The organism is Paraburkholderia sp. (genome assembly GCF_004298475.1).
Taxonomy (GTDB): Bacteria; Pseudomonadota; Gammaproteobacteria; order Burkholderiales; family Burkholderiaceae; genus Paraburkholderia; species Paraburkholderia denitrificans.
In genome coordinates this window covers 182,230-196,503 of the sequence record NZ_SCRP01000002.1, presented here as the reverse complement: position 1 = coordinate 196,503, position 14,274 = coordinate 182,230, and the positions used below count along the sequence as shown (strand labels likewise).

Annotated in this window: 11 protein-coding genes and 1 tRNA gene; 10 read left to right on the top strand and 2 right to left on the bottom strand. The window is 63.1% G+C overall.

Annotated elements, in window-relative coordinates; all coding sequences use genetic code 11:
• Nucleotides 1-149 precede the first annotated feature (149 nt).
• The 5 genes from EPN59_RS01030 to EPN59_RS01010 all read left to right on the top strand — a co-directional run bounded on the left by EPN59_RS01030 (nt 150) and on the right by EPN59_RS01010 (nt 5,454).
• Nucleotides 150-1,121, top strand: a complete 972-nt coding sequence (locus EPN59_RS01030) for an acetyl-CoA carboxylase carboxyltransferase subunit alpha (protein WP_293040529.1) — start codon at nt 150-152, stop codon at nt 1,119-1,121.
• Between the two features lie 40 nt (nt 1,122-1,161).
• The gene (gene tilS / locus EPN59_RS01025) at nt 1,162-2,613 is read left to right on the top strand and encodes a tRNA lysidine(34) synthetase TilS (protein WP_293040532.1); all 1,452 of its coding nucleotides are present in this window, start codon (nt 1,162-1,164) and stop codon (nt 2,611-2,613) included.
• Nucleotides 2,614-3,064: 451 nt separating this feature from the next.
• Nucleotides 3,065-4,315, top strand: a complete 1,251-nt coding sequence (locus EPN59_RS01020) for an aspartate kinase (RefSeq protein ID WP_293040535.1) — start codon at nt 3,065-3,067, stop codon at nt 4,313-4,315.
• 214 nt (nt 4,316-4,529) lie between these two features.
• Nucleotides 4,530-4,623, top strand: a tRNA-Ser gene (locus EPN59_RS01015).
• A gap of 495 nt (nt 4,624-5,118) precedes the next feature.
• A complete protein-coding gene (locus tag EPN59_RS01010; protein WP_293040538.1) occupies nt 5,119-5,454 on the top strand; it encodes a hypothetical protein in 336 nt (111 codons plus the stop codon).
• Between the two features lie 125 nt (nt 5,455-5,579).
• On the opposite strand, the gene fabI is transcribed toward EPN59_RS01010, so the two are convergent.
• Nucleotides 5,580-6,371 carry an enoyl-ACP reductase FabI gene (gene fabI / locus EPN59_RS01005; protein WP_293040541.1) on the bottom strand — a complete coding sequence of 264 codons (792 nt, stop codon included), beginning with the start codon at nt 6,369-6,371 and terminating at the stop codon, nt 5,580-5,582.
• A gap of 231 nt (nt 6,372-6,602) precedes the next feature.
• On the opposite strand from fabI, the gene EPN59_RS01000 reads away from it, so the two are divergent.
• The 5 genes from EPN59_RS01000 (at nt 6,603) to EPN59_RS00980 (ending at nt 13,031) form a co-directional block, all read left to right on the top strand.
• The gene (locus tag EPN59_RS01000; protein ID WP_293045363.1) at nt 6,603-8,390 is read left to right on the top strand and encodes an extracellular solute-binding protein; all 1,788 of its coding nucleotides are present in this window, start codon (nt 6,603-6,605) and stop codon (nt 8,388-8,390) included.
• A 42-nt stretch (nt 8,391-8,432) separates the two neighbouring features.
• Nucleotides 8,433-9,470, top strand: coding sequence for an ABC transporter permease subunit (locus tag EPN59_RS00995; protein ID WP_293034717.1), 1,038 nt, complete (start codon nt 8,433-8,435; stop codon nt 9,468-9,470).
• Between the two features lies 1 nt (nt 9,471).
• Nucleotides 9,472-10,578: an ABC transporter permease gene (locus tag EPN59_RS00990; protein ID WP_293034719.1), complete on the top strand. Its 1,107-nt coding sequence runs from the start codon at nt 9,472-9,474 to the stop codon at nt 10,576-10,578.
• The gene (locus EPN59_RS00985; RefSeq protein WP_293045361.1) at nt 10,575-12,200 is read left to right on the top strand and encodes a dipeptide ABC transporter ATP-binding protein; all 1,626 of its coding nucleotides are present in this window, start codon (nt 10,575-10,577) and stop codon (nt 12,198-12,200) included. The genes EPN59_RS00990 and EPN59_RS00985 overlap by 4 nt, the downstream gene beginning before the upstream one ends.
• A gap of 141 nt (nt 12,201-12,341) precedes the next feature.
• On the top strand, nt 12,342-13,031 hold the full coding sequence (locus tag EPN59_RS00980) for a C40 family peptidase (protein ID WP_293034723.1): 690 nt from the start codon (nt 12,342-12,344) through the stop codon (nt 13,029-13,031).
• Nucleotides 13,032-13,148: 117 nt separating this feature from the next.
• Here EPN59_RS00980 and EPN59_RS00975 read toward each other — a convergent pair whose 3' ends face one another.
• Nucleotides 13,149-14,126 (bottom strand): patatin-like phospholipase family protein, encoded by a 978-nt coding sequence (locus tag EPN59_RS00975; RefSeq protein WP_293034725.1) that lies wholly within the window; start codon nt 14,124-14,126, stop codon nt 13,149-13,151.
• Nucleotides 14,127-14,274: the final 148 nt, after the last annotated feature.

The window sequence follows — 14,274 nt, the reverse complement described above, 5'->3', positions numbered from 1 at the left end:
TGACGGCATTTGAAGGTGCGAATTTGAAGGTGCGAATGCGGTTAAGTGATTGACTATCGTCAATCGCCAACCGATAGTTCTGCGCCCGTTTCGATGCGGGCAGTCGCGGTTAGAATACGCGCTGCCGGCAAGTGCAAGGATTCCAACACATGAAAACCACGTTTCTGGATTTCGAACAGCCGATCGCTGAACTCGAAGCGAAAATCGAAGAACTGCGCTTCGTTCAGGACGACTCGGCCGTCGATATCTCGGAGGAGATCGACCGGCTTTCGAAGAAAAGCCAGCTGCTCACGAAGGACCTCTATGCGAGCCTGAGCCCGTGGCAGGTCTCGCAGATCGCGCGCCATCCGCAGCGTCCCTACACGCTCGACTACGTTCACGAGCTGTTCACCGATTTTCACGAACTGCACGGCGACCGCGCGTACGCGGACGACCTGGCGATCGTCGGCGGCCTCGCGCGCTTCAACGGCCAGGCCTGCATGGTGATGGGGCAGCAAAAGGGCCGCGACACGAAGGAGCGCGCTGCGCGCAACTTCGGCATGCCGCGCCCCGAAGGCTATCGCAAGGCCGAGCGCCTGATGCGCCTAGCCGAGAAATTCGGTCTGCCGATCTTCTCGTTCGTCGACACGCCGGGCGCCTACCCGGGCATCGGCGCGGAAGAGCGCGGTCAGTCGGAAGCGATTGGCCGCAACCTGTACGTGATGGCCGAACTGAAGACGCCGATCATCACGACCATCATCGGTGAAGGCGGCTCGGGCGGCGCGCTCGCAATTGCAGTGGCCGATACCGTGCTGATGCTGCAATTCTCGACCTACTCGGTTATTTCGCCGGAAGGCTGCGCGTCGATTCTGTGGAAGAGCGCCGCGAAGGCACCGGAGGCTGCGGAAGCGCTTGGCCTCACCGCGCACCGCCTGAAGGCGCTCGGTCTCATCGACAAGATCGTGAACGAGCCGCTCGGCGGCGCGCATCGCGATCCGAAGGGCATGGCCGCATTGCTGCGCCGCGCGCTCTCCGACTCGCTGCGCCAGTTCCAGGGCATGAGCATCGCCGATCTGAAGGAGCGTCGTTACGAGCGCCTGATGGCCTACGGCAAGTTCAAGGAAACGACGCCGGGCGCGTAAGCCTCGCGTCTAATGGCCGGCGCGAACGCGCCGTCACGCTGTGACTGCCCATCCTGATACCGACGCCGGGCGCATCGTTTTCGATGCGCTCGGCGTCGTGCTTTCCAGCCTCCCGAACGACAGCATCATTGCCGTTGCCTATAGCGGCGGCGTCGATTCGTCCGTGCTGCTCGATGCCGCTGTGCGCATCGCGGGCGCGTCGCGTTGTGTCGCGCTTCACGTGCATCACGGTCTGAGTTCGAACGCCGATCAGTGGCTCGCGCATTGCGCGGCGACGGCGAGCGCGCTCTGCGTGGCGTTCGACGCGCGGTACATCGCAGTGGCGCGCGACGATCGCGCTGGTGTGGAGGCGGCGGCGCGCGAGGCGCGTTACGGCGCGCTCGACGCGATGTGCGCCGTGCATGGCGCGCAGTCGCTGTGGCTCGCGCAGCACGCCGACGATCAGGCCGAGACCGTGCTGCTGCAGTTGCTGCGCGGGGCAGGGCTCGCGGGCCTGGCCGCCATGGCGCCGGCGCGCACGCCCGCTGGCGGCGTGCCGCGCGTGCGGCCGTTCCTGTATCTGTTGCGCTCGCAACTAGAGGCGTATGCGCATGCGCACGGCGTGCGCTGGGTCGAGGACGAATCGAACGTCGATACGCGCTACGCGCGCAACGCGCTGCGCCACGACGTGATTCCCGCGCTCGCCACACATTTTCCGGGCTATCGCGATGCACTCGCGCGCACGGCGGCGCACGCGGCGTCGGCGCAGCGCCTGCTCGACGAGCTGGCCCAGATCGACCTTGCCAATATCGCCGTCGGCCACGATGCCGAGTCGCTGTCGCACGCGAAGCTGATCGCGCTCGACGATGCGCGCGCGCTCAACGTACTGCGTTACTGGATGCGCGCGCTCAGTTTGCCTGCGGCGTCGACCGCGCGTATCGCCGACGCATTGCGCCAGTTGCGCGAGATCGCCCGCGATGACGGCACCGGCGGCGATCATGCGTTGGGTGTCGATCACGCCGGCCAACGGCTACGCTGCTATCGCGGGAAAGTTTTCTGGGAGATGGCGCGTGAGCCGAACGTTGCGCAATCGACGCGTGAACCGGCCGAACTGATCTGGCGCGGCGAGGAAATCTGGCGCTTGCCGCAGTGGCGCGGCACCTTCGTGTTCGCGCCGGCCGACGCCGCCGATCCCGATGCAGTGCCTGAAGCGCTGCTCGCCAGCCAGCCGCTCGTCGCGCGCGAGCGCTCCGGCGGCGAGCGCGTGCGCGACGCGTCAGCGGGGGTGAGCCGCACGCTCAAGCATCTGTTTCAGCGGCAGGGCATTCCCGCCTGGGAGCGCGACGTGCCGCTGCTTTTCAGCGGCGAGACGCTCTTGTTCGTGCCGCGTATCGGCGTGAATCGCGCGGCATTCCCTGAGTGGGGATCTGCCGCGCACGGCGATGCATCTTCCGTTAAGGCGACATCGACCTGGCGGCGCATCGAATGGCGCGAGGATCTGCAGATCGCCTGACGTTATAAAAATTAATCGGCCCCCATTATGCGCGCCTGTACGAGGTCGATATTGGTAAAAAGGGTTCAATTAATAGCGCCAATTGCTGCAAATCCTTGCTGCACAAGCCTTTTTCGCCCATGAATAGCCAATTTCGTCTTGAAATTTCTGCGCTGATCGGGTAGGTTAACTCGTTTGTCCAGTCCGCTTTTTCGTGTTCACGGACGCCGCCAAAAGCGGCATGCAGTGAAGAGGGCGCGATCTTTCCTTCGGCGGTTAAGCGTCGGTTGCGGGGACATCGTCGCGACATGCGGGCAGGGGCGCCGGAACCCAATCATTTTCGCGCGCCGGACAAATTCCGCGCGTGCTGCACGCGCTGCATGCAAGCCGTCGCCAAGCCAGGGGCCAGAGGCCCGGTGGCGACGCTGTCTTCAGTGCGCCAGCGCAGTAACATCTCCAGTTCAGAACGACAATGGCACTCATCGTACACAAATACGGCGGCACCTCGATGGGCTCGGTCGAGCGCATCAAGAACGTCGCCAGGCGCGTTGCCAAATGGCACAAGGCAGGCCACAAAATGGTCGTCGTGCCTTCGGCGATGTCCGGCGAAACCAACCGCCTGCTCGGGCTCGCGAAAGAGATTTCCGCGCAGCCGAATCCGCGCGAACTCGACATGATCGCGTCAACCGGCGAGCAGGTCAGCGTCGGCCTGCTGTCCATCGCGCTGCACGAAGCCGGCGTCGACGCCATCAGCTACACCGGCTGGCAAGTCCCGGTCAAAACCGACAGTTCGTTCACGAAGGCGCGTATCAGCGAAATCGACGGCGAGCGCGTGCTGGCCGACCTCGATGCGGGCAAGGTGGTCGTGATCACGGGCTTCCAGGGCATCGATCCCGAAGGTCACATCACGACGCTTGGCCGCGGCGGCTCGGACACTTCGGCGGTCGCGGTGGCCGCGGCGCTGGAGGCCGACGAATGCCTCATCTACACGGACGTCGACGGCGTCTACACGACCGACCCGCGCGTGGTGGACGACGCGCGCCGCCTCGATCGCATCACGTTCGAAGAGATGCTGGAAATGGCCAGCCTCGGTTCGAAGGTGCTGCAGATCCGTTCGGTCGAATTCGCAGGCAAGTATCAGGTGAAGACGCGCGTGCTCTCCAGCCTGACCGACCCGATGATGCCGCTCGACGAGGAAATGAAATCGGGCACCCTGATTACTTTTGAAGAAGACGACACCATGGAAAAAGCAGTTATTTCGGGTATCGCGTTCCAGCGCGACGAGGCCCGCATCGCCGTGATGGGCGTGCCCGACAAGCCGGGAATTGCGTATCAGATCCTCGGCCCGGTGGCGGATGCGAACATCGACGTCGACATGATCATCCAGAACCAGAGCGTGGAGGGCAAAACCGCTTTCACGTTCACGGTGGCCCGCGGCGATTACACGCGCGCGATGGATATCCTCACGAGCCAGGTGAAGGATCACGTGAAAGCCGAGCAGGTGCTCGGCGACCCGAAGGTGTCGAAGATTTCCGTGGTTGGCGTGGGCATGCGCTCGCATGTCGGCGTCGCGAGCAAGATGTTCCGCACGCTGTCGGAAGAGGGCATCAACATCCAGATGATCTCGACCTCCGAAATCAAGATTTCGGTGCTGATCGACGAGAAGTACATGGAACTGGCGGTACGCGCGCTGCACAAGGCATTCGATCTCGAGCACGAGTGAGCGCCATGTGACGCGCGTTTGACAGGTCTCGTGGACGTAGCAGTATGGTGGCCGAAGTTTATTTGCGAAGTTGGTCGCGCGGTTGACTGCGCGGTTGACTGCTTACCGGCTGAAATCCTGCAAAAAAATACATCCCACAAATTGACCGCGACGCGCTAACCCGCTATCATCTTGGCTTCGTCGCGCTGCCTCCCTGGCGCGAGCGAAGTTTTCGGGAGACGTGGCCGAGAGGTCGAAGGCACTCCCCTGCTAAGGGAGCATCTGGGCCAAAACCTGGATCGAGGGTTCGAATCCCTCCGTCTCCGCCAGTCATATGGTGGCGAAACCCCGCAAGTTCTCGGACTTGCGGGGTTTTTGTTTTTCGGCGGGAAAATGTGGTTTCGCGAAATCAATCCGTGACTGGCGGAAATGTCAGGACTGCGCAGCGATGTGCGGCGATGTACCGTTTCGCCTGGCGCGCCGTTGTAGAAATCCCGAATGGCCGATTGTGGAGTGTGACAACTTCAGCTCGCAAACGTTGCGAGACTTGCCTCCAGGGCATCGTGAGCGATGTTATGCTGCCGGGCGTTGCAGTAGCGCGCAGTTTCGGCGCATGGGCAGTGAATGCCGGGAAAGTTGTTAATGCGTTTCACGCCATGCTGCGCGGGCACTGAGGTGTGGCTCCGCCCACACCCTTGTAACGAGACGTTACGACGGCTTGCCCAGAGGCGCTCTGTGCATCAGTTATTACAAACGTGAAATGTTCGCTGCCCGAGGCTGCGCTATATTGCATGCAACAAAATCATTCGCAAAAAGGTGAGTCCATGAAGTTCGCACGTGTTCTTGCAATGCTTGTCGGGGGTGTGGCTATCGGTGCGTCGGGTGCAGCCATGGCTGGCGTGAATGTTGGTGTCAATATCGGCGTTCCTGCCCCGGTTTATGTCGCGCCGGCGCCGGTTTACGCGCCGCCGCCCGTCGTCTATCAGCCCGCGCCGGTTTATGTCGCACCGGGGCCGGCAGTCATCATTGGCTGGCACGGAGACCGCTATTGGGATGGTCGCCGCTACTGGGGCCGCGACGATTGGTATCGCCATCATGGCCGCGGTGAAGATCGTGGCCGCTGGGGCGATCATGATCACGATCACGGCCGCTGGCACTAAGCGCGTCGTGCGCGGCGCCTGGTGACGCAAAAGCGCCGCAAAAGAAAAGCCGCCCTGGAGGGCGGCTTTTTTGTGTCTTGCAAGTTGCCCGCGCAACGAAGCGCGGGCGGTGCGTCGGCAATACGTTATTCGCCGAGACCGGCCATGACGCCGACCACGGCGTGAAAGCCACCGTCGACGTGCATGATCTCGGCGCTTATGCCGCTCGCGAGATCGGAAAGCAGGAACGCAGTCGAGTTGCCAACCTGTTCGATCGTCACATTACGCTGCAGCGGCGCGTTCGCCTCGACAAAGCCGAGAAGCTTGCCAAAGCTCTTGATGCCGCTCGCCGCGAGCGTCTTGATCGGACCGGCTGAAACGCCGTTCACACGGATATCCTTCGGGCCGAGCGAAACCGCGAGATAGCGCACGCTTGCTTCGAGCGAGGCCTTCGCGAGACCCATCGTGTTGTAGTTCGGAATCGCGCGTTCGGCGCCGAGGTAGGTCAGGGTGACGAGCGATGCGTTGTTGGCGAGCATCGGCTCCGCAGCCTTCGCGAGCGCGGGGAAGCTGTACGCCGAAATGTCGTGCGCGATGCGGAAATTTTCGCGCGTCATGCCGTCGAGAAAATCGCCCGCAATCGCCTCGCGCGGCGCAAAGCCGATCGCGTGGACGAGGCCGTCGAGCGTATCCCAGTGCTGCTTCAGATCAACGAAGAGGGCTTCGATCTGCGCGTCGTCGGCGACGTCGCAAGGGAACACGAGGTTGCTGTCAAACTCGTTCGCAAATTCTGTGATGCGGTCCTTGAAACGCTCGCCGACGTACGTGAACGCCAACTCTGCACCTTCGCGTTTGCAGGCTTGCGCGATGCCATATGCGATCGAGCGGTTCGACAGCAGCCCGGTCAGCAGGATGCGTTTGCCAGCGAGGAAGCCCATGGATTCTCCTAATCAGGTCAATGCGTCGCGCGCCCCGAGTGCCGTGCCGCGCGGTTTGGGTAGAATTCTCTCACAAGACACCGCTGACTGGACAAATCGCCACCCATGACGACAGGAACGCCCGCAAGGGCAGCGCGCGCGCAGCGCGGGCAAACGGTTGCGACGCGGCTTTGCGCGTGGGCGAAGAGGGGGGCGGCCTGTTGTCTGGCGCTCGCGTTTTCATTCGCGGCGATGCCGTTCGCGCACGCCGCGTATGCGATTGCGCAATTCGGCGAGCCGAAATATCCGCCCGGTTTCAGGCACTTCGACTATGTGAATCCGGATGCGCCGAAGGGCGGTACGCTCGTGCTCGCGAATCCGGATCGCCTCACGAGCTTCGACAAGTTCAATCCCTTCACGATGCGCGGCAACGCGGCGCCCGGCCTCGGCTTGATGTTCGAGAGCCTGACAGCAGGCAGCATGGACGAGGTGGCATCCGCATACGGCCTGCTTGCCGACGACATTCGCATCGCGCCCGACCGGCTTTCGGTGACGTTCCATCTGAATCCGCGCGCGCGTTTTTCGAACGGCGATCCGGTCACGGCCGCCGACGTCAAATTCTCGCTCGACACGCTCAAGAGCCGGCAGGCTTCGCCATCGGTGCAGGCGAATTTCAGCGAAATCACGCGCGCCGTAGTGGTCGATCCAGCGACGATCCGCTTCGAGTTTCGCACCCGCAATCGCGAACTGCCGCTGATCGCCGGCGGCATGCCGGTGTTCTCCCAGAAGTGGGGGATGCGCGCCGACGGCAGCCGCATTGCGTTCGATCAGATTGCGTTCGAGGAGCCGATCGGCAGCGGGCCGTATGTGATCGAGCACCACTCGAATGGCCGCACGATCACCTACAAGCTCGATCCGCACTATTGGGGCAAGGACTTGCCGGTGCGCGTCGGCACGAACAACTTCGAGCGCATCACCTACAAGCTCTATTCCGACGACGTCGCGCGTCTCGAAGCGTTCAAGGCCGGCGAATACGATGCGCTGGTCGAAAACGTCGCGCGCAACTGGGTGCGGCGCGACGTCGGCAAGCGCTTCGACAGCGGCGAGCTTATCAAGCGCGAGTTCCCGCAGCACAACGGCACGGGCATGCAAGGCTTCGTCATCAACCTGCGCAAGCCGATTTTCCAGGACGTGCGCGTGAGGCAGGCACTCGATCTCGCGCTGGATTTCCAGTGGCTTAACCGCATGCTGTTCTACAGCCAGTACACGCGGCTCGATAGCTGGTTCGCGAATACCGGGTTGCAGGCGAAGGGGCTGCCCTCATCGGGCGAACTGGCCTTGCTCGAACCGTGGCGCAAAGACCTCGATCCAGCCGTGTTCGGCCCGCCGCCGATGCAGCCGAACACCGATCCGCCCGGTTCGTTGCGCACGAACCTGCTCAAGGCGCGCGGCCTGCTTGCGGCAGCGGGCTGGACCTATCGCGACGGCGCGCTGCGCAACGCGCAAGGCGAGCCGTTCGAGTTCGAAGTGCTCGACGACACGAGCGCTTCGGCGCAATGGGCGCCGATCATGGCGCAGTACACGCAGGCGCTCGTGCGGCTCGGGATTCGCGTGAACTATCGTGCGGTCGACTTTGCGCTTTATCAAAAGCGGCTCGACGCCTTCGACTTCGACATGACGACGATCCGCTTTCCCGACGTGCAGGTGCCGGGCGCGGAGCAGGTCGACCGCTTCGGCAGCAAGGCCGCCGACGAGCCGGGCTCGGGCAATCTGATCGGCGTGAAATCGCCGGCCGTCGATGCGATTCTCAAGGCGCTCACGCAGGCGCAAACGCTCGATCAACTGCTCGACGCCGCGCACGCGCTCGACCGGGTGCTCATGCGCGGCTACTATGTCGTACCGCAGTGGTACAACACGACGCACCGCGTCGCGTTCCGGAACACGCTGGCTTACCCGGCGAAGCTGCCGCTTTATTACGGCGCGATCGACTGGATCACCTCGACATGGTGGTTCAAGCCGCACCAGAGCGTCGCGCCCTGACGCGGCCTTGCCACGCAGTCATCACTCACGGACGCCAGGAGCATGTGGAGCTATATCGTCAAACGCTTGCTGCTGATGATCCCGACGCTGTTCGGCGTATTGACGCTGACCTTCGCCGTGATTCAGTTTGTGCCGGGCGGCCCCGTCGAGCAGGCGGTGCGGGAACTGCGCCGCGGCGCCGAGCAGGGCATGCCGTTCGGCATGCGCGCGCACTCGGGCGTCGATGCGCAGCAGATCGCGCAGCTCAAGGCGCTCTACGGCTTCGACAAGCCCCCGCTCGAACGCTATTTCCTGATGCTCCGGCGTTTCGCTCGCTTCGATCTCGGGCAGAGCTATTTCCATCACCAGAGCGTGTGGTCGCTGATCGTTTCGAAGCTGCCGGTGTCGATCAGCATCGGGTTATGGACCTTCTTCCTCACGTATCTGATATCGGTGCCGTTGGGCATCGCGAAAGCGGTGCGCAACGGCTCGCGCTTCGATCTCGTCACGAGCCTCGTCGTGCTGATCGGCTATGCGATTCCGGGTTTCGTGCTCGGCGTGCTGCTGCTCGTGCTGTTTGGCGGCGGCACATTCCTGCAGTTGTTTCCGTTGCGCAACCTCACGTCCGACAACTGGGACACGCTGTCGTGGGGCGGCAAGATCCTCGACTACCTGTGGCACATCACGCTGCCCGTGACGGCGTCGGTGGTCGGCAGTTTTGCCGTGACGACCATGCTCACGAAGAACGCGTTCCTCGAAGAGATCCGCCGTCAATATGTGCTCACCGCGCGCGCGAAAGGCCTCTCCGAGCGCACCGTGCTCTGGAAGCACGTCTTCCGCAATGCGTTGCTGCCGCTCGTGGTGGGGTTTCCCGCGGCGTTTATCGGCGCGTTCTTCACGGGCAGCCTGCTGATCGAGACGCTCTTTTCGCTCGACGGCCTCGGGCTGCTTTCGTACGAGTCGGTGGTGCGGCGCGACTATCCCGTCGTGCTCGGCACGCTTTATCTCTTCACATTGATCGGACTGCTGACGAAACTGATCTCCGATCTCTGCTACGTGTGGGTCGATCCCCGCATCCAATTCGAACAACTGGAGCGCTGAGTTGAACCGAGTCCGTTCCGGCGCAGAATCGGCATTGCGCACCGAGTCCGTGCGCGCTTTCAAGTCACCCACGCCGGCCTCGCGCGTCTGGGCGCGTTTTCGGCAGCAGCGGCTCGGCTACTGGAGCCTGATCGTGTTTCTCGTCGCGTTCGCGGCGAGCCTCGCGGGCCCGCTCTGGAGCAACGACAAGCCACTGGTCGTGCGCTACGACGCTCACCTGTATTTCCCGCTCTTCAAGGCGTATCCCGAGACCACGTTCGGCGGCGATTTCCCGACCCCCGCCGATTATCTCGATCCGTATATCCGCCATCGCTTCGATGCGCCCGGCAACTTCGCGATCTATCCGCCGAATCCGTACTACTACGACACGCTCAACTACTTCTCGAAGGTGCCGAATCCGGCGCCGCCGTCGCGGCAGAACTGGCTCGGCACCGACGCGAGCGGCCGCGACCTTTTCGCGCGGCTGGTCTACGGTTTTCGCGTCTCGGTGGAGTTCGCGCTCGTGCTGACCGCGATCGGCACGATCATCGGCGTGCTCGCGGGCGCCGTGCAGGGGTACTTCGGCGGCAAGGTCGATATCGTCGGGCAGCGGCTCATCGAAATCTGGAGCGCGATGCCCGAGCTGTATCTGCTGATCATCTTCGCGTCGATTTTCGAGCCGGGTTTCATCCTGCTGATCATTTTGTTGTCGCTGTTCGGCTGGATCGGACTCTCCGACTACGTGCGCGCCGAATTCCTGCGCAACCGCAATCAGGATTACGTGCTCGCAGCACGCGCGATGGGCCTCTCGAACTGGCAGATCATCTGGCGCCACGTGCTGCCCAACAGCCTCACGCCGGTCATCACGTTCCTGCCGTTTCGCATGAGCGGCTCGATCCTCGCGCTCACGAGCCTCGATTTTCTCGGCCTCGGCGTGCCGCCGCCGACACCGAGCCTCGGTGAACTGCTTGCGCAGGGCAAGGGCAATCTGGACGCGTGGTGGATTTCGATGTCGACGTTCGGCGTGCTGGTCGTGACGCTGCTGCTGCTCACGTTCATGGGCGACGCGCTGCGCAATGCGCTCGACACGCGCATCTCCGATGCGATGAAGGCCGGAGGCAATCAGTGAGCGCGCCTGGGCAGGAATCCGGCACGCCGCTGCTCGCGATCGAGGGCTTGAGCGTGCGGTTTAACGACACGGTCGCCGTCGACGACATCGCGTTGGAGATCGGACGCGATCAACGTGTGGCGCTGGTCGGCGAATCGGGGTCGGGCAAGACCGTGACGGCGCTCGCGATCCTTCGGCTGCTGCGCGACGCGCAGGTGACGGGGTCGATCCGCTTCGACGGCGAAGATCTGCTCGTGAAGAGCGAGCGCGCGATGCGCGGGCTGCGCGGCAGCGACATTGCGATGATCTTCCAGGAGCCGATGTCGGCGCTCAATCCGCTCTATACGATCGGCGAGCAGATCGCGGAGACGATCGTGCTGCACGACGGCGTGACGAAGAAGGAGGCTTACGGGCGCGCGATCGGGTTGCTCGAACGCACGGGCATTCCGGAGCCGCGCAGGCGCATTTTCGATTACCCGCACCAGTTGTCGGGCGGCCAGCGCCAGCGCGTGATGATTGCCATGGCGCTCGCGTGCCGGCCGCGCCTCTTGCTCGCAGACGAACCGACCACGGCGCTCGACGTGACGATTCGCGGCCAGATCGTCGAATTGCTGCTCGAACTGCAGCGTGAAGAAGCGGAGAAACCCGGCGGCGGCATGTCGGTGCTGCTCATCACGCATGATCTGAACCTCGTGCGCCGCTTTGCACAGCGTGTCGCGGTGATGGAGCACGGCAAGCTCGTGGAGACCGGCACCGTCGAGCAGATTTTCGAAGCGCCACAACATCCGTACACGCAGCGGCTGATCGCGAGCCGGCCCGAGCGCAACGTCGTGCCCGTGCTGCCCATCGCGCCGGTGCTGCTGGAGGCGAAGGGCGTCGTCGTGGACTTCCCGACCCGGTTGCCCGGCTTCAAGGGCTGGTGGCACAAGGGACGCTTTCGGGCCGTGAACGACGCAACCGTTTCGGTGCGCCAGGGCGAGACGCTCGGCATCGTCGGCGAGTCCGGGTCCGGCAAGTCGACCCTTGCGATGGCAATGTTGGGCCTGCAACGAACTGCCGCAGGCCAGATTGAGTTCCAGGGCAAACTGCTCAAAAGTTATCTGGGGCGCGAAAAACTTTCGTTGCGCTCGCATCTGCAGGTTGTCTTTCAGGATCCATTCAGTTCGCTTTCGCCTCGGCAGACCATCGAGCGCATCGTCGGCGAAGGGCTCGCGCTGCATCGGCCCGATCTTGGCGGCGAGGAGCGCCGCAAACGCATCGTTGCGACGTTGCGCGAAGTCGGGCTCGACCGCACGGCATTGCAACGCTATCCACACGAATTCTCGGACGGGCAGCGCCAGCGTATCGCCATCGCCCGCACGCTTGTGCTCGAGCCGCGCGTGATCGTGCTCGATGAGCCGACCAGCGCGCTCGACGTTTCGATTCAGCAACAGGTGTTGCGATTGTTGACGGATTTGCAACGAAAATACAACCTCGGCTATGTGTTCATCAGCCACGATCTCGAGGTGATCGGCGCGATGGCGCACCGGGTCGCAGTGATGCAAAACGGGGCGATTGTGGAGGCAGGGGACGTCGATCGGATCTTCGGCGAGCCGGCTCATCCTTACACGCAGAAGTTATTGAAAGCGGCGCTGTCGCGATGACGAATGCGCAGAAACCTGCGCCAATGATGTGGTTATTGCGATTGTTTTTTTCTATTTGTTTTGACACGCAAATACTTACTGGCTAGTATCGTCCAGAGTTTTTTTCTAACCCCCTGTTTCGTGGGCATTTTCTACCGAACAATGCAGTACCGATCCTTGACCCAGGCTTGCGCGCGCGTCGTCGCCGGGATGTTCATCGGCATACTGGTGGCCGCGGCGCCCGGCGCTTTCGCCGACGAAGTAGGCAGCTCTACCCAGGATGTCTCCGGTTCGCCCAGCATTGCGGCGAACGCCCAGGCTACGCAATCCCTCTCCACTGAACACGCGACCCCGGCTACGGCTGGCAGCGGCGCCCGATCGTTCCTCTCCGGCATGGCCGGCAAGGCGGGCGACGTCGTTGTGGGCGCACTGAACATGATCGGCGTCCGTTATCGCTGGGGTGGCAGCACCCCGGATTCGGGCCTCGACTGTAGCGGCTTCGTGCGCTACGTGTTCCAGGACACGCTCGGCATGTCGCTGCCGCGCCGCGCAGAAGAGATGAGCCGTGTTGGCGAGAAAGTCAGCATGAGAAATCTCAAGCCGGGCGATCTCGTGTTCTTCAACACGATGCGCCGCACCTTCTCGCACGTCGGCATCTATATCGGCGACAACAAGTTCGTGCATTCGCCGTCCACCGGCAGCACGATCCGCGTTGACGATCTCGACGACGGCTATTGGGAAAAGCGCTTCACCGGCGCCCGCCGCATCGAAGCGTCGTTCACGCCGCAACAGCAGCAGGACCTCAAGCAGCGCGTGAGCGTTCAGCTCAGCGGCAATTCTGGCGGCAACTAAGCGGCAACCAAGCGGCAGCCAAGCCCAACCAGGCGGCTTGAGTTTTCGAAAAGCCTGCTTCATCTGAAGCAGGCTTTTTCCATTTTTGCGTTGGCGCGGGCCGTAGCCCGCGTTCTCTCAGGCAAACGAGGCGTGGACGGCGGCCATCTTGCGCTCCAGCTCCGGCATCATCCTCGCTACCGCTTCCTCACCCGCGAGAATGGCCGCGTTACGCTGGCCGAAATCGCTGCCCGACATCGCGTTGAGGGCCGGACGAATCACCACGTCCGCGTATTTCTCAAGTTCGTAGTTCTTGATCGACTGGCCCATGATCGTGAAGGTCTGCATCAGCACGTCGAACTGACTGACGGTCGGGGCCGTTTCCGGGCGTGACGAGATATCCACCGCGATCACGAAGTCGGCGCCCATCTTGCGCGCAAACGCAGCCGGCACGGGACTCACGAGGCCGCCGTCGACATACTCGTGGCCGCCGATCTTTACCGGCTCGAAAATCGACGGCAGGCTGCACGACGCGCGCACTGCCGTGCCGGTATTGCCGCGCTGGAACAGGATCGCCTCGCCGCTGTGCAAATCGGTGGCGACAATGCCGAGCGGCTTCGCCATCTTTTCGATCGGGCGGTTGCGCAGGGTCGTGTTCAGGTAATTCTGCAGGGCGACGCCGTGCAGGAAGCCGCGCGTGCTGAACGGCATGGCCCAGTCGCTGATCGACGCTTCGTCCATCTTCAGCGCGAGCTTGTTGAGGGCGAAACCATTCATGCCCGAGGCGTAGAGCGCCGCGACCACCGAACCCGCGCTCGTCCCCGAAACCACATCGACGTGGATATTGCGCGCTTCCAGCGCCTTGATCACACCGATATGCGCAAATCCGCGCGCTGCGCCGCCGCCGAGCGCGAGGCCGATGCGGACCGGGCGAGCCGGTCGCGCGACGGGCGGCACGGCGCTTGTTACGCCGCCTGGCGGCGGGGCCGTCGTCTCGCTCACGGGCGGAGCGACTTTGGCGGTTTCGGTGACTGCGGTCGTACAGGCTGCAAGGACAGTGGACGCTGCCGCGAGTGTAAAGCTGCGGCGGCTCAAAGAGGGCGATAACGGCTTCAAACGGGTTCTCCAACCGGCACCGGACAGGCTGTCGTTAGGGCGCGCAATCACAGGATCACACCCGGATCACACGCCGCGAACGGTCCGTGGGCCGCAATCTGGTCGCGTGGGCAGCGCCTGGCGTTTCCCGCGGCGCCGGGCGATGGAT

Coding starts and splice junctions, on each gene's coding strand:
- EPN59_RS01030 (WP_293040529.1), top strand. CDS start 150: ATGAAAACCACGTTTCTGGATTTCGAACAGCCGATCGCTGAACTCGAA.
- EPN59_RS01020 (WP_293040535.1), top strand. CDS start 3,065: ATGGCACTCATCGTACACAAATACGGCGGCACCTCGATGGGCTCGGTC.
- EPN59_RS01010 (WP_293040538.1), top strand. CDS start 5,119: ATGAAGTTCGCACGTGTTCTTGCAATGCTTGTCGGGGGTGTGGCTATC.
- fabI (WP_293040541.1), bottom strand. CDS start 6,371: ATGGGCTTCCTCGCTGGCAAACGCATCCTGCTGACCGGGCTGCTGTCG.
- EPN59_RS01000 (WP_293045363.1), top strand. CDS start 6,603: ATGCCGTTCGCGCACGCCGCGTATGCGATTGCGCAATTCGGCGAGCCG.
- EPN59_RS00995 (WP_293034717.1), top strand. CDS start 8,433: ATGTGGAGCTATATCGTCAAACGCTTGCTGCTGATGATCCCGACGCTG.
- EPN59_RS00980 (WP_293034723.1), top strand. CDS start 12,342: ATGCAGTACCGATCCTTGACCCAGGCTTGCGCGCGCGTCGTCGCCGGG.